The following is a 17,873-nucleotide window of genomic DNA, read 5'->3' on the forward strand; positions in this document are numbered from 1 at the left end:
GGCAATGGCCGTTATTTTCGAGAAAAGTGCACCACCAGCTTGTCGCCGACGGTTTGCAGAATTTGCACCAGAATCAGCAGCATCACCACGGTGACCACCATCACATCGGTCTGGAAGCGCTGGTAACCGAAACGGATCGCCAAGTCACCCAGGCCACCGGCACCGACCACACCGGCCATTGCCGTGTAGGACACCAGTGTAATCGCCGTCACCGTAATCGCCGCGAAAATGCCAGGACGGGCTTCGGGCAGCAAGGCGTTGGTAATGATCTGGCGCGTGCTGGCGCCCATGGACTGGGTGGCTTCGATGATGCCGCGGTCCACTTCACGCAGCGCGGTCTCCACCAGGCGCGCAAAGAATGGCGTTGCACCTACGACCAGCGGCGGAATCGCACCCGCCACGCCCAGCGAAGTGCCGGTGATCAGGACGGTGAACGGGATCATCACGATCAACAGGATGATGAACGGCAGCGACCGCAGGATGTTCACGATCAACGAGAGCAACGCGTACAGGCCTTTCTGTTCGAACAGTTGGCGCGGGCTGGTCAGGAACAGCAGCACGCCCAGCGGCAGGCCGAGCACCACGGTGAAGAACAGCGAACCGAACAGCATGGTCATGGTGTCGCCGGTGGCGAGCCAGATTTCAGACCAGTCGATATTGGCGAAGAAACTCAACAGGACGTCCATTAGCGCAGGATCTCCATGTGGACGTCAGCGGCGGTGAAGCGCGCAAAGGCGGCTTCCATGTCGCCACCGGTGACGGCGAGGGTCAATTGCCCGTAAGGGATGTCTTTGATGCGGTCGATACGGCCAGCGAGGATGCTGTAGTCCACACCCGTTTCGCGGGCGACGGTGCCCAGCAGCGGCGCGTAGGTCGCTTCGCCCTGGAACGTCAGGCGCACAATACGGCCTGGTACGTGGGCGAAGTCGTCGCGTTGCTCGTTTTCGTCGACCTGCTCGGACTCTTGCACGAAGCGCTTGGTGGTCGGGTGCGTGGGGTGCAGGAATACGTCGGCCACCGAGCCTTGCTCGACGATCACGCCAGCGTCCATCACCGCCACTTGGTCGCAGACGCGGCGGATCACATCCATTTCATGGGTGATCAGTACGATGGTCAGCTTCAACTCGCGGTTGATCTCGGCCAGCAGTTGCAGCACTGAGGCGGTGGTCTGCGGGTCGAGGGCGCTGGTGGCTTCGTCGCACAGCAGGATCTTTGGCTTGGTCGCCAGGGCGCGGGCGATGCCGACGCGTTGCTTCTGGCCACCGGACAACTGCGCCGGGTACTTCTTGGCGTGGTCCGACAGGCCGACACGGGCGAGCAATTCGGCGACGCGCAGGTCGATATCCCTACGCGACAACTCGCCAGCCAGCGTCAGTGGCAGCGCCACGTTGTCGGCGACAGTCTTGGACGCCAGCAGGTTGAAGTGCTGGAAGATCATCCCGACCTGCTGACGGAAACGGCGCAGGCCGTTGGCGTCCAGGGCAGTGACTTCTTCGCCATCCACCGTGATCTTGCCGCCACTCGGTTCTTCGAGGCGGTTGATCAGGCGCAGCAGTGTACTTTTGCCCGCGCCGGAATGACCGATCAGACCAAACACCTGGCCGTTCGCGACGGTCAGGCTGGTGGGGTGCAGCGCGGGAATATCCCTACCGGCGACGCGGTAGGTTTTATGGACGTTTTGAAACTCGATCACGTAGCGAACCTTGTGGGGCGCATGGAAAAGGGATCAGCGGTTAGCCGGGCGCGCATTTTAGCCTGTCCGTATAGCGTTTCTTAGCATTTATTTCGCATTCATCCAGCGATTTGGCAATAACGCGATCAAAGGTCATAAAAAAGGAACGGCCCAAAACCTCGTCAGTCACTACTTAAGCAACTCGATTTCCCAGGTGCCGTGCCTGGGGTTTTGCTCAAACGAGCCGGGGATCGCTCTGGCCACTTTGATTAAGGAGTTTTGTCTGATGAGTACCAAGAAGCCAGCCACCCCGCCGAAGAGTGAACTCGCGGGCACCGATACCTTGGACCGTGGCAACACCAACGCCAAGCTGCAGGCCCTGGAGACATTCCGTTCCGATGCGACCGGCCAGGCCCTGCGTACCAACCAAGGCGTGAAGATTTCCGACAACCAGAACACCTTGAAAGTCGGTTCCCGTGGCCCATCGCTGCTGGAAGACTTCATCATGCGTGAAAAAATCACGCACTTTGACCATGAGCGCATCCCGGAGCGCATCGTGCATGCCCGTGGCACCGGCGCCCATGGTTATTTCCAGACGTATGAGAACCATTCGGCGCTGACCAAGGCTGGGTTTCTGCGTGACCCTGGGCATAAAACCCCTGTATTCACGCGCTTTTCCACCGTGCAGGGCCCGCGTGGCTCAGGGGATACGGTGCGTGATGTGCGCGGTTTTGCGGTTAAGTTTTTCACCGAAGAAGGCAACTTCGACCTGGTGGGCAACAACATGCCGGTGTTCTTCATTCAGGACGCGATCAAGTTTCCTGACTTCGTGCACGCCGTAAAGCCTGAACCACACAATGAAATTCCTACCGGCGGATCGGCGCACGATACGTTCTGGGACTTCGTTTCGCTGCAGCCTGAATCCGCTCATATGGTGATCTGGGCAATGTCTGACCGCGCCATTCCAAAAAGCCTGCGCAGCATGCAGGGCTTTGGTGTGCACACCTTCCGACTGGTGAATGCCGAGGGCAAATCCAACTTCGTCAAATTCCACTGGCGCCCTACGGCGGGTACTTGCTCGCTGGTGTGGGACGAGGCGCAGAAGCTGGCCGGTAAAGATACCGACTACCACCGTCGCGATCTCTGGGAAGCCATTGAAATGGGTGACTACCCCGAGTGGGAGTTGGGTGTGCAGGTTATCCCCGAGGATAAGGAGCATGCCTTCGACTTCGACATTCTCGACCCCACGAAGCTGATTCCGGAAGAGCTGGTGCCAATCACCCCGCTGGGCAAGATGGTGCTGAACCGCAACCCCGATAACTTCTTTGCAGAAGTCGAGCAGGTCGCGTTTTGCCCGGGCCATATCGTGCCGGGTATCGACTTCTCCAATGACCCGCTGCTGCAAGGTCGGTTGTTTTCCTACACCGATACACAGATCAGCCGACTAGGCGGCCCGAACTTTCACCAGTTGCCGATCAACCAGCCCGTGACGCCGCTGCACAACAACCAGCGTGATGCCATGCACCGCAGCACCATCGATAAAGGTCGTGCGTCCTACGAGCCGAATTCGATTGATGGTGGCTGGCCTAAAGAAACCCCGCCTGCGGCACAGGATGGTGGCTTCGAGACTTATCCGGAGCGCATCGATGCCCACAAGATCCGTGAGCGCAGCGAGTCATTCGGCGATCACTTCTCCCAGGCGCGCCTGTTCTTCCGCAGCATGAGCAAGCACGAGCAAGAGCACATCATCGCGGCGTATAGCTTTGAGTTGGGCAAGGTAGAGCGTGAGTTCATTCGTGCGCGCCAGGTCAACGAGATCCTGGCGAATATCGACCTGGAGCTGGCCAAGCGCGTGGCCCAGAACCTGGGGCTGCCAGCACCGACCAAAGGCACCGTGCCGGAGCGTCAAACCAAGCCGGAGCGCTCGCCAGCGTTGAGCCAGGCGAACCTGCTGCCGGGCGATATCAAGACCCGCAAGGTGGCGATCCTGGCAGCCAATGGCGTGGACGGCGTGGCGATTGCCGCGCTGAAAAAAGCACTGGAAGCAGAAGGGGCGCACGCCAAGCTGCTGGGGCCAACCTCGGCGCCGGTGAAGACGGCCGATGGCAAGAGCCTGCCGGTGGATGCGTCGATGGAAGGCATGCCGTCCATTGCGTTTGATGCGGTGTTCGTCCCTGGCGGGAAGGACTCGGTGAAAGCCTTGAGCGGTGATGGGGTGGCGTTGCACTTCCTGTTAGAGGCGTACAAGCACCTCAAGGCGATTACAGTCGCCAGTGACGCGAAGCCGTTGTTGGACCTGCTTAAACTTGAGGTGGATGCGGGGCTGATCGTGGGATCGGATGCCAAGGCGTTCAAGGCGTTTTTTGCCGCGATCGGCCAGCATCGGGTCTGGGATCGCGAGCCTAAGGCCAAGGCGATTCCAGCTTAAGGTATTGGTTGTCGGTTAGATCGCTATCGCCGGCAAGCCGGCTCCTACAGGTTGAAGGGTAGGAGCCGGCTTGCCGGCGATGCTTTTTTAGTCCGCCTTGCGCGGAATCAGCACGACCTGAGCCGGAATGCTCTTCAGAATCTGCCGGTGAATCTTCAGGTCATATCCCGAATCGATACGCTTCACCCGTTTGGTCAGCAACGTGGCCAGCCACGGGTAATCCTCTGTGCGCGGCGCCTGGATGCTCACGTCGCACTGGTAATTCACCACGTCGGTGGCAATTGCATCCAGTTGGTGGCGCAGTTCTTCGATATTGGTGAGGTTCAGCGCCACGGTGGTGCTTGGCGCCGCTGGATCGATGACCTTGGCGGCGGGCTTGGCTTCGGCGGCCTTGAGAGCCTCCTCCGCTTTATCCAGCTCGACTTTGCGGGCATGGGTGATGGCGCTGTTGACGCCGCCGGTCAGCGCGGGCGCCTTGGGCATCAGGGCGCGGGCGCGGCTCAGGGCGGTTGCAGCGGCGTTGACGTCACCCTTTTGCAGCACGATCTGGCTGCGCTGCAGGTAGGCTTCCGCCAACTGACGCTGATAGTTTTCCAGCGCCGGGTCGTTGGGCGACTGGGCTTGCAGTGCCGCCAGCTGGTCTTCGGCAGTGGCCAACTCGCTGCTGGCCAGGTTTTGTTCCAGCTGCGCGATGGCCGCAGCGCGTGCGTCCGGGGCCTCGGGGGCGGCGGGCGGTGTGCTTTGACAGGCGCCCAGCAGCAGGGAAAATGCGGCAAGGAGCAGATAACGGGAGGTGAACGGCTTCATTCCTGCGACTCTCTATTTGCGCAAAAAGCGAGCAAGTCTACACCCCTCGACGGGGCAGGACAAAACTCAGCAGAAACAGGGCGGCGGCCGTGACCACAATCGATGGCCCGGCTGGCGTGTCCTTGAACCAGGACAGCGCCAGGCCCCCGCACACGGCAAGCATCCCCAGCACACTGGCGCCGACCGCCATCTGCTCCGGCGAACGGGCATGGCGCTGGGCGGCGGCTGCGGGAATGATCAGCAGCGATGTGATCAACAATACGCCGACAATCTTCATCGCGACAGCAATCACCACGGCGATCAACAACATCAGGGCCATGCGCAGGCTTGGCACGGGCAAGCCTTCCACCGTGGCCAGTTCTTCATGCACGGTGATTGCCAGCAACGGTCGCCACAGGGCCACCAGCAAGACCAGCACGGCCGCGCTGCCACCTAGGATCCACGCAAGATCAGTGGTGCTGATTGCCAGCAGGTCGCCGAACAGGTAGGCCATCAGGTCGATGCGCACTTCATGCATGAAGCTCAGCACCACCAGGCCCAGTGACAGCGTGCTGGGTGCCAGGATGCCCAGCAAGGTGTCGGAGGCCAGCGGCTGGCGCTGTTGCAGGGTCACCAGCAATACCGCCAGCAGCAGGCAGCCCACGGTTACCGCAATAGTCGGGCTGACATCCAGCAAAAAGCCCATGGCGACGCCCAAGAGCGCGGCATGTGACAACGTGTCGCCAAAATAGGCCATGCGTCGCCACACCACGAACGAACCCAATGGGCCCGCCACCAACGCCAAAGCCAAGCCTGCCAGCAGGGCGTAGAGCAGAAAATCAGCCATGCTTGCAGCTATCTCCATGAACGTGGGTATGAGGTGTTGCGGGATCGTCGACCACGGCGCCATGCAGGTCATGGGCGTGGTCGTGATGGTGGTGGTAGATCGCCAGGCTCTGGGCGTTCTTGCCGAACAGCTCGACGAAGGCCGGGTCGCCGCTGACTTGTTCCGGGTGGCCAGAGCAGCACACGTGACGGTTGAGGCACACCACCTGGTCGGTGGTGCTCATCACCAGGTGCAAATCGTGGGACACCATCAACACGCCGCAGCCATGGCGGTCGCGCAGACGGGTGATCAGGCTGTACAGCTCGGCCTGGCCGGCGACGTCGACGCCTTGCACGGGCTCATCCAGCACCAGCAGTTCCGGCTCGCGCAACAAGGCACGGGCCAGCAGCACGCGCTGCATTTCGCCGCCGGAGATACTTTGCACCGGGCTGTCGATTACCTGCTCGGCGCCGACTTCTTTGAGCGCCGCTTGCGCGCGGGCACGGTCCACGCCCGGCACCAGGCGCAGGAAGCGCAACACGGACAGTGGCAGGGTCGGGTCCACGTGCAGCTTCTGCGGCATGTAGCCGACCCGCAGCTTGGGCTTGCGCCACACACTGCCGGTGTCGGGCTTGAGCAGGCCGAGTACGGCGCGCACCAGGGTGGTCTTGCCGGCGCCGTTGGGGCCGATCAGGGTGACGATCTGCCCAGGCTCGACGCTTAGCGCGATGTTATCCAACACGGCTTGCCCGGCGAACGTGACCCCGACCTGTTCCAGGCGGATTAACGCGTTGCTCATCAAGCCCCCTGGCAGCCCGCGCACAGGCCGACCACTTCGACCGTTTGCCCTTCGACCCGGAAGCCGACGTCGGCAGAGCTCTTGATAATGGCGTCGCTGATGCTTTTTTGTTCAAGCTCGATGGCGGCGTGGCACTCGCGGCAGATCAGGAACTGGCCCTGGTGCGCGTGTTCCGGGTGGCTACAACCGACAAAGGCGTTCAACGAAGCGATACGGTGCACCAGGCCGTTTTCCAGCAAGAAGTCGAGCGCACGGTACACGGTTGGCGGCGCGGCGCGGCGGCCATCCTGCTCACTGAGCACGCCCAGGATGTCGTAGGCGCCCAACGGCTTGTGGCTCTGCCACACCAGTTCCAGCACGCGGCGACGCAAGGCGGTCAGGCGCAGACCCTTCTGTGTGCACAGGGTATCGGCCTCCGACAGCGCGGTATGCACGCAGTGAGAGTGGTCGTGGGGACGGCTGGCAAGCGGTGTTTTAGGCATGAGCGGCGGCAGACATTTGATAGAGACGTTATTATGTTACCCGTTCCTACGCCATTGAGTGGTCATCGTGTCCCGACTTTTTCCCGTTTTTGTCGTATTTGTCACCAGTTTGTTCATCGCGAGCGCCGCTCAGGCCGAGGTCAAAGTGCTGACCAGCATCAAACCGTTGCAACTGATTGCCGCAGCTGTGCAGGACGGAGTAGCCGTTCCTGAGGTTTTATTGCCGCCGGGTGCGTCGCCGCATAACTATGCGCTGCGTCCATCCGACGTACGGCGCGTGCAGTCGGTGGACCTGTTGTACTGGATCGGCCCGGATATGGAGAGTTTCCTGCCGCGCGTGCTGAAAGGTCGTACGGCCGCGACAGTGGCAGTGCAGGATCTGCCAGGCATGAAGCTGCGTCGTTTTGCCGAAGATAGCCACTCACACGCCGATGAAGCCGACGAACACGACCACGATCACCGCCCGGGCAGCCTGGATGCGCACTTGTGGTTGTCGACGGTGAATGCTCGGGTGATTGCTGCGCGCATGGCGGCTGACCTGGCTGCCGCCGACCCGGCCAATGCCGCGCGTTATCAGAGCAACGCTAAGGCCTTCGAAGAGCGCCTCGATGCGCTGGACGCTCGCCTGAAAGCCCGCCTGGCGCCGATCGATGGCAAGCCTTACTTCGTGTTCCACGAAGCCTTCGATTACTTCGAAGACGCTTACGGCCTCAAGCACACCGGCGTTTTCAGCGTAGCTGCTGAGGTACAACCTGGTGCCCAGCATGTAGCGGCGATGCGTACGCGTTTGCAGGAAGTGGGCAAGACCTGCGTGTTCAGCGAGCCGCCGTTGCGTCCGCGCCTGGCTGAAACACTGGTCTCCGGTTTGCCGGTGAAGCTGGCGGAGTTGGATGCGTTGGGCGGGTATACCCCGGCTACCGCTCAGGGTTATGAGCAGGTGTTGGAGAAGTTGGGTAATGACTTGGCGGGTTGCCTGGAGTCCTTGTAGGAGCCGGCAAGCCGGCTCCTACAAAGGTTAGAGTGCGAAGGGCAGTTGCACAGTCACGTGCTGACGCTGCACCAGCCGATGCTCGAACTCCGCCGGGTCATGGATCAACACGTCCTGCCCGGCAAACGACTCCGCCGCGATCAGGCGTGACAACCAAAACCGCACACAGGCCACGCGCAGCATCGTCGGCCACAACTCGGCTTCCTTGGCGGTAAACGGTCGCAGGCCCGCATAGGCTCCCAGCAATGCCCGTGCGCGTTGCCCATCAATCACGCCATCGGCGTCCGAGCACCAGTCATTCAAGGCGATCGCCACGTCATAGAGCATTGGCCCAGAGCAGGCGTTGTAGAAGTCGATCAAGCCTGTAAGGTGCGTGCCTTCGAACATCGCGTTGTCACGGAACAGGTCGGCGTGGACGTTGGCGCGCGGCAGGGCGAGGATCTGGGCCTTGTGGGCTTCGATCTCACTCAGCGCATCCTGCAGCAGACGCTGTTGTGCGTCGTCCAAGTGCGAAATCAACTGCGCGCCTTCGCTGAGCATCCAGTCCAGGCCCCGATCGGTTTTACGCTCCAGCACCTTCTCGCCCTGTGTTGCCAGGTGCAGATGACCCAGCAGGTCACCCACCTGGGCGCAGTGCTGGGCGTTGGCATCCTTGATGTGCTTGCCGGCCAGGCGCGGTTGCAGCAGTGCCGGCTTGCCTTTCAGCTCGCGCAAGGCCACGCCGTCGGTGGTGCGCAGGGCGTAGGGCACGGGCAGGTCGGCGTCGTGGAGCACGTCGAGCAGTTCAATGAAGAACGGCATTTCCGCGACCGGACCGCGTTCAACCAGGGTCAGGACGAACTCGCCCTGCTCCAGGCTGATAAAGAAATTGGTGTTTTCACTACCGGCGGCAATCCCCTGGAAGTCGATCAGGCGGCCGAGGCCGTAAGGGGCGAGAAAGGTTTCCAGCTCGGGCCGAGCCAGGGGGGTGAACACAGACATGGTTAAAACTGCCAGTACGGGCGCCGCAGTGCGCGGCGCCAATTTAAGTTAAGAAATCATTTCCATTCGAAAATCTTCCATGACGGGATCAGCATATCCGGCTGGTCAGAGCGGATGAAGTTCGCATCGGTTCCATCCGCGCGCACCAGGAAATACGGAGGCGCGCCCTTCGGCGTTACCTTGATCGCATACAGGAAACCGTTCTGACGGTACTCCTGGATGGTCTTGTCGCCTTCCGTGCGAATGGTCACTTCCGGATCGCCTCCAGGCGCATCGTCTGCCGCCATGGCAGCCATCGGAGCGAGTGCAATCAAGCCGGTCAACAGCAGGCGATTGAATGTACGCATGATAACCTTGTCCCTTTGTCGTCATTGGTCCGGCTATTCTAGCGCCTGACCCGCCGAAAAGGTTGATTCTGCTCATGAGCCAAGCACCCCTCGTCCTGGTGGACGGTTCTTCTTATTTGTACCGCGCGTTCCACGCGTTGCCACCGCTGACCACCTCCAAAGGCCTGCCCACCGGTGCGGTCAAGGGCGTGTTGAACATGCTCAAGAGCCTGCGCAAGCAGTATCCGGGCAGCCCGTTCGCGGTGGTTTTTGACGCAAAGGGTGGGACCTTTCGCGATGACATGTACGCCGAATACAAGGCCAACCGCCCGAGCATGCCCGATGACATGCGCCTGCAGATCGAGCCCCTGCACCAGAGCGTGATCGCCCTGGGTTTCCCGTTGCTCTGCGTCGAAGGCGTCGAAGCCGATGACGTGATTGGCACCCTGGCGCGCAGCAGCGCGGCTGCCAACCGCCCGGTGGTGATCTCGACCGGTGACAAGGACATGGCGCAGTTGGTCGACGGGCACATTACCTTGGTCAACACCATGACCGGTAGTTCGATGGATATCGACGGCGTAAAGGAGAAATTCGGCGTCGCTCCGGAGCAGATCATCGACTACCTGGCGCTGATGGGGGATTCGTCCGACAACATTCCAGGCGTTCCGGGCATTGGTCCCAAGACTGCTTCCGGCTTGCTCGTCGGTGTGAACGGTGGCATCAAAGAGCTTTATGAACAGCTGGATATCGTGCCGACCCTGCCTATCCGTGGCGCCAAGACGCTGCCGGCCAAGCTGGAAGAACATCGCGAGAGTGCGTTTCTTTCCTACCAGTTGGCGACGATCAAGTGTGATGTGCCGCTGGATGTGGGCCTGGATGACTTGCACCTGATCGAGCCGGATCGCGAGAAGCTGCTGGAGCTGTATACGCTGCTGGAGTTCAAGAGCTGGTTTGATGAAATCCAGCGCGACGCCAAGCGTGTGGAGCTCAAGGCGGCACCTGTTGCTGAGGAAGTCGTTGAGGCAGTGGCGCCGACAGAGGCGAGCTACACCACTATCCTCGACCAAGCGACCTTCGATGTCTGGCTGAAAAAGCTCAACGACGCGAAGTTGTTCGCTTTCGACACCGAAACCACCGGTATCGACGCCCAACAGGCGCAGTTGGTCGGCGTGTCCTTCGCCGTCCAGCCCCACGAAGCGGCCTATATCCCGCTGACCCATTCCTACATTGGCGCGCCGGAGCAGTTGGATCGCGACACCGTACTGCTGGCCCTCAAGCCGCTGCTGGAAGACCCGACCAAGCTCAAGGTCGGCCAGCATGCCAAGTTCGACATGAACATCCTGGCCAACTGCGCCATCGGTGGCGACCCGGCGCACGGCATAACAGTACGCGGCATCGCCTTCGACACCATGCTCGAATCCTATGTGCTCAATTCCACGGCCACCCGCCACGACATGGACAGCCTGGCCAAGAAGTACTTGGACTACGACACTGTCGCTTTCCAGGACATCGCCGGCAAAGGCGCCAAGCAGCTGACGTTCGACCAGATCGCGCTGGAGCAGGCTGGCCCGTATGCGGCAGAAGACGCCGATATCACCTTGCGCCTGCATCAGGCGTTGTTTGCGCAACTGGCCGCCATCCCAAGCCTGGCGAGTGTGCTCACGGATATCGAAATCCCGTTGGTGCCGGTGCTGGCCCGTATCGAGCGCCAAGGCGCGCTGGTCGACAAGGATTTGCTGGGCATCCAGAGCATCGAGTTGGGCAACAAGATGGTCGAACTGGAGCGCCAGGCGTTCGAGATCGCTGGCGAGGAGTTCAACCTGGGCTCGCCCAAACAGCTCGGCGCGATCCTTTACGAGAAACTCGGCCTGCCGGTACTGAAAAAAACCGGCAAGGGCCAAGCATCCACGGCTGAAGAAGTGCTGGCCAAGCTGGCCGAAGATGACTACCCGCTGCCCAAGGTGCTGATGCAGTACCGCAGCATGAGCAAGCTGAAAAGTACCTACACCGATCGCCTGCCGGAGCAGATCAACCCGCGCACCGGGCGCATCCACACGTCCTATCACCAGGCGGTGGCGGCGACCGGGCGGTTGTCCTCCAGTGATCCGAACCTGCAGAACATCCCGGTGCGTACCGCCGAAGGGCGGCGGATCCGCCAGGCGTTCGTCGCGCCCAAGGGCTACAAAATGTTGGCGGCGGACTACTCGCAGATCGAACTGCGGATCATGGCGCACCTGTCCAAGGACGAAGGCCTGATGAACGCCTTCCGCGACAACCTGGACGTGCACACCGCCACGGCGGCAGAAGTGTTCAAGGTTGAACTGGGCGAGGTCACTTCGGATCAACGCCGCAGCGCCAAGGCGATCAACTTCGGCCTGATCTATGGCATGGGTGCGCAGAAGCTGGGCAAGGACATTGGCGTCGATACCAAGACGGCCAAGGCGTATATCGATGTGTATTTCGCCCGTTATCCCGGGGTTCGCGAGTACATGGAGCGCACCCGCGCCCAGGCGGCTGATCAGGGTTATGTCGAGACGTTCTTCGGCCGCCGCCTGTACTTGCCGGACATCAACTCCAATAAGCCCCAAGAGCGCGCAGCGGCAGAACGTACCGCGATCAATGCGCCGATGCAGGGCACAGCGGCGGACATCATCAAGAAAGCCATGGTGCGGGTGGACAATTGGCTGACCGACTCAGGCTTGGATGCCAAGGTGATCCTGCAGGTGCACGATGAACTGGTGCTGGAGGTGCGTGAGGATCTGGTAGCGCAGGTCAGCGAGAAGATTCGCGAGCATATGAGCGCTGCCGCGCAGTTGGATGTACCGCTGCTGGTGGAAGTGGGCGTGGGCAACAACTGGGACGAAGCGCACTGAGTCTGGGACTCTGCCATCACCTTGCGTGCTGGCAGAGTGCTTTAGTCCGGAAATCGCCGTCGGTTATTTCAAATAGTTTTTCGAACCTGCCGGAACTTAACCCGTGAACTGCTACTCAGAGTTACTGAATGGGTGGTGAAGCCCTTCAATGCTCCTATGTTGTGTTAAGTGTTGGCAGATATCTGGACCCCGCCCTAGCGGTCCGGAACTTGAACCCCGAACTTCCCCTCCCCATAAGAAGTCCGGGGTTTTTTTTGCCTGCAGAAAAGTTACTCGGCCAGTTCTGCGCCCTTGTCTGCCAATTCCATCCAGCCTGCCAGCACCGTGTAAGCCTCTTCCAGGCCCATGCGTTTGGGCGCCGAGAACAGCTGGATAGTGATCGCATCACCCCAACCTTTGCGGATGTCGGACTGCACTTTGAGCAGGGTGTTCTTGGCTGCGCCGTAGGTCAGCTTGTCGGCCTTGGTCAGCAGGATGTGCATTGGCATGCCGCTGGCGACGGCCCAGTCGAGCATCAACAGGTCGAAGTCGGTCATCGGATGGCGGATGTCCATCATCAGAATCAAACCCTTCAAACTCTCGCGGCCACCCAGGTAAGCCTCTAGGTGACGCTGCCAGTGCAGCTTCAACGGGATAGGTACTTTTGCGTATCCGTAGCCCGGCAGGTCGACCAGACGCCGATCATCGTCTAGCTTGAAGAAATTGAGGAGTTGCGTGCGGCCCGGGGTTTTCGAGGTGCGTGCCAGGCTGGCGTGGGTCAGGGTGTTCAGCGCGCTGGACTTGCCAGCGTTGGAGCGGCCGGCAAAGGCGACTTCAAAGCCTTCGTCATCGGGGCATTGGTCAACTTTGGCGGCGCTGAGCATGAACGTGGACTGTTGGCACAGACCGAGGATGGGATTCTTGAGTTGCATGAGATTTCCGATGTGGGCGGTGCCGAAAAAGGGTGCGGCAAGCGGTGTCGTTTCCGTTTCAGTAGCGCCAGTATATAATGCCGCAGATTTTGTGTGTGCTTTGTCCCAGCGAAGGATGAAGTTCACGGGAGCGATAGACCTTTATTGCGCATTAGAACGCAAAACGCTCTCAAACCCTGAAATGGTCGACGTATGACCAAGTGGTTGCTCGCTATCGGTGTCCTGGTCCCGCTTTACGGCGCTCAGGCTACACAGGATCCGGAAGCGGTGTACAACCGAGTGTGCGTGGACACGCTGGTGCAGCACGTGACCCAGGGTTTCAAGGCAATGCCGCCGCGTGGTTTGTGCATGGACTGCAGTACTGAGGATTACCAGGCCGTCATTCAATTGATGGTGAGTAAACCCGGTAGATAACTCTTAAACCCCTTAGCCGTAGTTGGATTAGCTGATGAACAAACTGATCGTGAGTCTGCTGTTGACCTTGGGCATCACCGGTGTTGCCCATGCTGCAGGCGACGCTACAGCGGGCCAGGCGAAAGCCGCCGTATGTGGTGCTTGCCATGGACCGGATGGTAACAGCCCGGCGCCGAACTTCCCCAAACTGGCCGGCCAGGGCGAACGTTACCTGACCAAGCAGATGCAGGATATCAAGTCCGGCAAGCGCACGGTCCTGGAAATGACCGGCTTGTTGACCAACCTCAGCGATCAGGACCTGGCAGACATCGCGGCGTATTTTGCCAGCCAGAAGGGCAGCGTGGGAGCTGCTGATCCGAAATTGGTCGCCCGTGGCGAGAAACTGTTCCGTGGCGGTGACCTGGAAAAAGGCCTGCCTGCCTGCACCGGTTGCCACTCGCCCAATGGCGCGGGCATCGCCGCCGCCGGCTTCCCGCACCTGAGCGGCCAGCACGCCACCTATATCGCCAAGCAGTTGACCGATTTCCGCAAGGAAGAGGCCGGGCGTGCCAACGATGGCGACGCGGCAATCATGCGCACCATTGCTCGCAAGCTGAGTGATGAAGACATCGCGGCGGTCTCCAGCTACATCCAGGGCCTGCACTGAGATGCACACTACGTTAACGCTCGATTAATCCATCGATGCAAGCATAAAAAGGGTGGCTTAGGCTGCCCTTTTTTGTGGCCGCTACCGTTACACTAACGAACTCATGCCCGCGTAGACCTGTCACAACAAAGGTCGCGTGAGGCGACTTTATTTGTCCAGGAGTAAAGCATGCGTAATCTGATCCTCAGCGCCGCTCTCGTCACTGCCAGCCTCTTCGGCATGACCGCACAAGCTGCCGACGTGCCGCTTGAAGCCGGTAAAACCTATGTTGAATTGGCTAACCCGGTTCCGGTTTCGGAGCCCGGCAAGATCGAAGTAGTGGAGCTGTTCTGGTACGGCTGCCCGCATTGCTACGCCTTTGAGCCGACCATCAACCCATGGGTTGAGAAACTGCCTAAGGACGTCAACTTCAGACGTATCCCCGCCATGTTCGGCGGCCCATGGGATGCCCACGGCCAGCTGTTCCTGACCCTGGAAGCCATGGGTGTGGAGCACAAGGTCCACAACGCAGTATTCGATGCGATCCAGAAACAGGGCAAGCGCCTGACCAAGCCAGACGAAATGGCTGACTTCGTGGCCACCCAAGGTGTCGACAAGGACAAGTTCCTGGCCACCTTCAACTCCTTCGCCATCCAGGGCCAGATCAAACAGGCCAAAGAGCTGGCGCAGAAGTACGGCGTGCAAGGCGTTCCGACCATGATCGTCAACGGCAAATACCGTTTCGACCTGGGCACCTCCGGTGGTCCTGAGCAGACCCTCAATGTTGCCGACCAGCTGATCGCCAAAGAGCGCGCAGCCAAGTAAGGGGCCTGTCATGCGTCGCTGGGGTACCGAACGTGTGGTTGGCCTGCATGACCCGCAGGTCAACGAACATCACCTGGAATCCACAGGCCTGCCGGCAGACAGCCGCCTGCGTCTGCTGAGCTTCAATATCCAGGTGGGTATCAGTACCGAGAAGTACCGGCATTACCTCACCCGTGGCTGGCAGCACCTGCTGCCCCACAACGGTCGAGCTGGCAACCTGCAGAAGATCGGCAACCTGTTGAGCGACTTCGATCTGGTTGCCCTGCAGGAAGCCGACGGCGGCAGCATGCGCTCCGGTTACATCAACCAGGTCGAACACCTGGCCCAGCTGGGTGCCTTTCCCTACTGGTACCAGCAACTCAATCGCAACCTCGGGCGCCTGGCGCAGCACAGCAATGGCGTGCTCAGCCGCTTGAAACCCTCCGCCATCGAAGATCACCCGCTGCCAGGCCCCAAGGGCCGGGGCGCGATCCTCGTACGGTTTGGCGAAGGCCCGGAAGCCTTGGTGGTGGTGATGATGCACCTGGCGCTGGGTGCCCGCACCCGCACCCTGCAACTGGCCTACATCCGAGAGCTGATCGGCAATTACAAACATCAGGTGCTGATGGGGGACATGAACACCCACGCCAGCGATCTGTTGCAGAATTCTCCGTTGCGCGACCTCGGGCTACTGGCGCCACAAGCCGAAGCCACGTTCCCCAGCTGGCGCCCGCAACGCTGTCTTGACCATATCCTGCTCAGTCCTACCCTCACACTTGAAAGTGTGCAGGTGCTGGCGCAGCCCATCTCCGATCACCTGCCGGTCGCGGTAGAGATTCGTCTGCCGGGGTCGCTCACGGCTGATGCGTTGCCCGCGTTGAGTTCCGGCCCTCGCGGACCTCTTGCATGAGCGACGACGCCCAGCGCTGGAAAGAAAAATACCTTAAAAGCATCGAGCAACAAGAAAAGCTCGAACGCCGTTGGGCGGCCCGCCTCGACCTGCTGCGCCGTGGGCTGGTGCGCAGCACCCTGGCCGCTGAGGGCACCGACCGCGCGGTCGATCAATGCATGAAAGAAATGCGCGACGTTGTCCGCACCGATGATATGGACGCCGCCCTTGCCGCCTTGCTGCCGCGCCTGGAAAAGGCCGTGCTGGATTCGGAACAGCGCCGTGAAACCCGGGTGGACCAGATCAGCACGGCGCTGACGTCCCTGGTCACGCAACTGCAAAAGCTGCCGCTACCGCGTGAAGTGGCCCGTCCGCTGAAGACGTTCGCCAAGCAGCTAGACGGCCGAGTCAGCCAGGCGCGCGAGATTCCCTTGCTGCTCAGCGAATTGAGTGGCCTGCAAGGCCAGGCGTTGAACAACCTGGAGCCGGACGGCGAAACCCCGCGTCCGGGGCCAGGGCTTTTGCAGCGCTTGTTTGGCTCCAAAGAAGTCGTGAACGAGGCGGTGGAAAATGAACCGACGCCCCGCCCGGCCCCGCAGCCTGCGGTAGCCAAGCCTGCGGATGCCGAGCCACAGCCGCCCGAGCAATCCGAGGAACTGACGCAAGCGTTGCGCGCCTTTGCGCCGCAGCCTCAAGAAACGCTTGCCCCTGTCAGTGAGCCCGTAGCGCCCGCCAAGCTGGCCGAGCCCTCCAGCGAAACCTTCGTCTACGAGGCCCCGCCTCAAGCCGCACCCATTGAAACGCCAGTAGCGCGGGTCGAGCCCGAGGCTCAAGTCGAAGAGCCTGCGCCGGAAAGCGCGCTCGCCGCCTTCATCGAAATGCCTGAGGTTCAGGTCGAAGCGCCGGATGAGACCGTCATCGGTAGTCTGTCGCTGCCTCCGGTGCTGGAGGTCGAAGAGCCAGATCCCGACGAGCTGCAAGCGGATGGCGCCTATGCCTTGCCCGACTCGCCCGAACCATCCTACAGCTCCGTGGCCAAGCACATCGAGGACACCCTGCTCGGCTTGCTGGAGGAACTCTCGCTGCCCGAGCGCCACCGTCCCCAGGCCGAAGCCATGCGCGAGCGCCTGGCCCACGGTCTGAACTGGTACGAACTGCTGCCGATCCTCGACGACCTGGCCGTATTGATGCTGGCGATCACCGACAGTGGTCAGCATGAGTTCGAGGCATATCTCAAGCAGCTCAACGAGCGGCTTGAAGCCTTCCAGGGGCACTTGCAGGTCGCCAGCGACGGACACGCCGACAGTCGTTCTGCCGCCCGCGAGCTGGACACGCAGATCCGCGAACAGGTCGATGGCCTGCAAAGCAGCGTGCAGGAAGCTGCCGACTTGGACAGCCTCAAGCACGTGCTGGAAAGCCACCTCGAAGGCCTGCTGGGCACAATGGATGAGCACCAGCAGCAGCGTGACCAGCGCGAGCAGGAAACGGCAGCGCGTCTGAAAGGCTTGGCCGAGCGTGTTGCCAATATGGAGCAGGAAGCCCAGGGCTACCGCGAGCACCTGGAGGTGCAGCGCCAGAAGGCCCTGATCGATCCGCTCACCGGGCTGCCCAACCGCGCGGCCTGGAGTGAACGCCTGGATCAGGAGGTCAACACCTGGCATCAGCGCGGCAACAACCTGTCGCTGGCGATGCTGGACCTGGATCATTTCAAGCGCATCAACGATGGTTACGGCCATTTGGCCGGCGATAAGGTACTGAAGATCATCGCCAACGTGCTGCGCAAGCGCCTGCGTCCGAGCGACTTTATCGCGCGTTTTGGCGGGGAAGAGTTTGTGTTGCTGATGCCAAACTCATCTCTGTCGGATGCGCTGGCGGCGGGCGAAGTGTTGCGCGCAGCGATTGAAGCGTGCCCTTTTCACTTCAAGGGCGAACCGGTGACTATCACCGTTTCAATGGGGGTAGCGCAGTTCCAGCCGGGAGAGCGCAGTGACCTGGCGCTCAAACGTGCCGATGAGGCGCTGTACCGGGCCAAGGCGGCGGGACGGAACCAGGTGCAGGCCGCCTAAAAG

17 protein-coding genes are annotated in these 17,873 nt (G+C 60.9%); 8 read left to right on the plus strand and 9 right to left on the minus strand.

Features of this window, described 5'->3' with window-relative positions; genetic code table 11:
* Positions 1–11: 11 nt before the first annotated feature.
* Positions 12–686 carry a methionine ABC transporter permease gene (locus RB216_RS00345; protein WP_010207814.1) on the minus strand — a complete coding sequence of 225 codons (675 nt, stop codon included), beginning with the start codon at positions 684–686 and terminating at the stop codon, positions 12–14.
* Entirely contained in the window at positions 686–1,693 is a 1,008-nt protein-coding gene (locus RB216_RS00350; protein ID WP_028618643.1) for a methionine ABC transporter ATP-binding protein, read from the minus strand. Before RB216_RS00350 ends, RB216_RS00345 begins: the two co-directional genes overlap by 1 nt.
* A gap of 247 nt (positions 1,694–1,940) precedes the next feature.
* Between RB216_RS00350 and katE the strand changes: the two genes are divergently transcribed.
* Entirely contained in the window at positions 1,941–4,100 is a 2,160-nt protein-coding gene (gene katE / locus RB216_RS00355) for a catalase HPII (RefSeq protein ID WP_308908909.1), read from the plus strand.
* 87 nt (positions 4,101–4,187) lie between these two features.
* On the opposite strand, the gene RB216_RS00360 is transcribed toward katE, so the two are convergent.
* The 4 genes from RB216_RS00360 to RB216_RS00375 are packed head-to-tail and all read right to left on the minus strand — an operon-like array spanning position 4,188 to position 6,993.
* Positions 4,188–4,907: a PA5502 family lipoprotein gene (locus RB216_RS00360; RefSeq protein WP_308908179.1), complete on the minus strand. Its 720-nt coding sequence runs from the start codon at positions 4,905–4,907 to the stop codon at positions 4,188–4,190.
* A 37-nt stretch (positions 4,908–4,944) separates the two neighbouring features.
* Positions 4,945–5,733: a zinc ABC transporter permease subunit ZnuB gene (gene znuB, locus RB216_RS00365; RefSeq protein ID WP_028618646.1), complete on the minus strand. Its 789-nt coding sequence runs from the start codon at positions 5,731–5,733 to the stop codon at positions 4,945–4,947.
* A complete protein-coding gene (gene znuC, locus RB216_RS00370; protein WP_028618647.1) occupies positions 5,726–6,511 on the minus strand; it encodes a zinc ABC transporter ATP-binding protein ZnuC in 786 nt (261 codons plus the stop codon). The genes znuB and znuC overlap by 8 nt, the downstream gene beginning before the upstream one ends.
* The gene (locus RB216_RS00375) at positions 6,511–6,993 is read right to left on the minus strand and encodes a Fur family transcriptional regulator (RefSeq protein WP_028618648.1); all 483 of its coding nucleotides are present in this window, start codon (positions 6,991–6,993) and stop codon (positions 6,511–6,513) included. The genes znuC and RB216_RS00375 overlap by 1 nt, the downstream gene beginning before the upstream one ends.
* Before the next feature lie 58 nt (positions 6,994–7,051).
* Here RB216_RS00375 and znuA point away from each other — a divergent pair, with 58 nt between their 5' ends.
* A complete protein-coding gene (gene znuA / locus RB216_RS00380; protein WP_068937340.1) occupies positions 7,052–7,981 on the plus strand; it encodes a zinc ABC transporter substrate-binding protein ZnuA in 930 nt (309 codons plus the stop codon).
* 27 nt (positions 7,982–8,008) lie between these two features.
* Here znuA and RB216_RS00385 read toward each other — a convergent pair whose 3' ends face one another.
* Entirely contained in the window at positions 8,009–8,962 is a 954-nt protein-coding gene (locus RB216_RS00385) for a homoserine kinase (RefSeq protein WP_028618650.1), read from the minus strand.
* A gap of 56 nt (positions 8,963–9,018) precedes the next feature.
* A complete protein-coding gene (locus tag RB216_RS00390) occupies positions 9,019–9,309 on the minus strand; it encodes a DUF2782 domain-containing protein (protein ID WP_012721523.1) in 291 nt (96 codons plus the stop codon).
* A 74-nt stretch (positions 9,310–9,383) separates the two neighbouring features.
* Here RB216_RS00390 and polA point away from each other — a divergent pair, with 74 nt between their 5' ends.
* Entirely contained in the window at positions 9,384–12,161 is a 2,778-nt protein-coding gene (polA, locus tag RB216_RS00395; protein WP_028618651.1) for a DNA polymerase I, read from the plus strand.
* 269 nt (positions 12,162–12,430) lie between these two features.
* Here polA and yihA read toward each other — a convergent pair whose 3' ends face one another.
* Positions 12,431–13,072 (minus strand): ribosome biogenesis GTP-binding protein YihA/YsxC, encoded by a 642-nt coding sequence (yihA, locus tag RB216_RS00400; protein WP_028618652.1) that lies wholly within the window; start codon positions 13,070–13,072, stop codon positions 12,431–12,433.
* A 192-nt stretch (positions 13,073–13,264) separates the two neighbouring features.
* On the opposite strand from yihA, the gene RB216_RS00405 reads away from it, so the two are divergent.
* The 5 genes from RB216_RS00405 to RB216_RS00425 all read left to right on the plus strand — a co-directional run bounded on the left by RB216_RS00405 (position 13,265) and on the right by RB216_RS00425 (position 17,870).
* The gene (locus RB216_RS00405) at positions 13,265–13,486 is read left to right on the plus strand and encodes a c-type cytochrome (RefSeq protein WP_016978791.1); all 222 of its coding nucleotides are present in this window, start codon (positions 13,265–13,267) and stop codon (positions 13,484–13,486) included.
* A 34-nt stretch (positions 13,487–13,520) separates the two neighbouring features.
* Entirely contained in the window at positions 13,521–14,132 is a 612-nt protein-coding gene (locus tag RB216_RS00410) for a c-type cytochrome (protein WP_016978792.1), read from the plus strand.
* A 168-nt stretch (positions 14,133–14,300) separates the two neighbouring features.
* A complete protein-coding gene (dsbA, locus tag RB216_RS00415; protein WP_010207835.1) occupies positions 14,301–14,936 on the plus strand; it encodes a thiol:disulfide interchange protein DsbA in 636 nt (211 codons plus the stop codon).
* A gap of 10 nt (positions 14,937–14,946) precedes the next feature.
* Positions 14,947–15,825: an endonuclease/exonuclease/phosphatase family protein gene (locus tag RB216_RS00420; protein ID WP_028618653.1), complete on the plus strand. Its 879-nt coding sequence runs from the start codon at positions 14,947–14,949 to the stop codon at positions 15,823–15,825.
* Entirely contained in the window at positions 15,822–17,870 is a 2,049-nt protein-coding gene (locus RB216_RS00425; protein WP_308908180.1) for a diguanylate cyclase, read from the plus strand. Before RB216_RS00420 ends, RB216_RS00425 begins: the two co-directional genes overlap by 4 nt.
* Positions 17,871–17,873 lie beyond the last annotated feature (3 nt).

This window comes from Pseudomonas canadensis, assembly GCF_030980095.1.
Lineage (GTDB): Bacteria > Pseudomonadota > Gammaproteobacteria > Pseudomonadales > Pseudomonadaceae > Aquipseudomonas > Aquipseudomonas canadensis.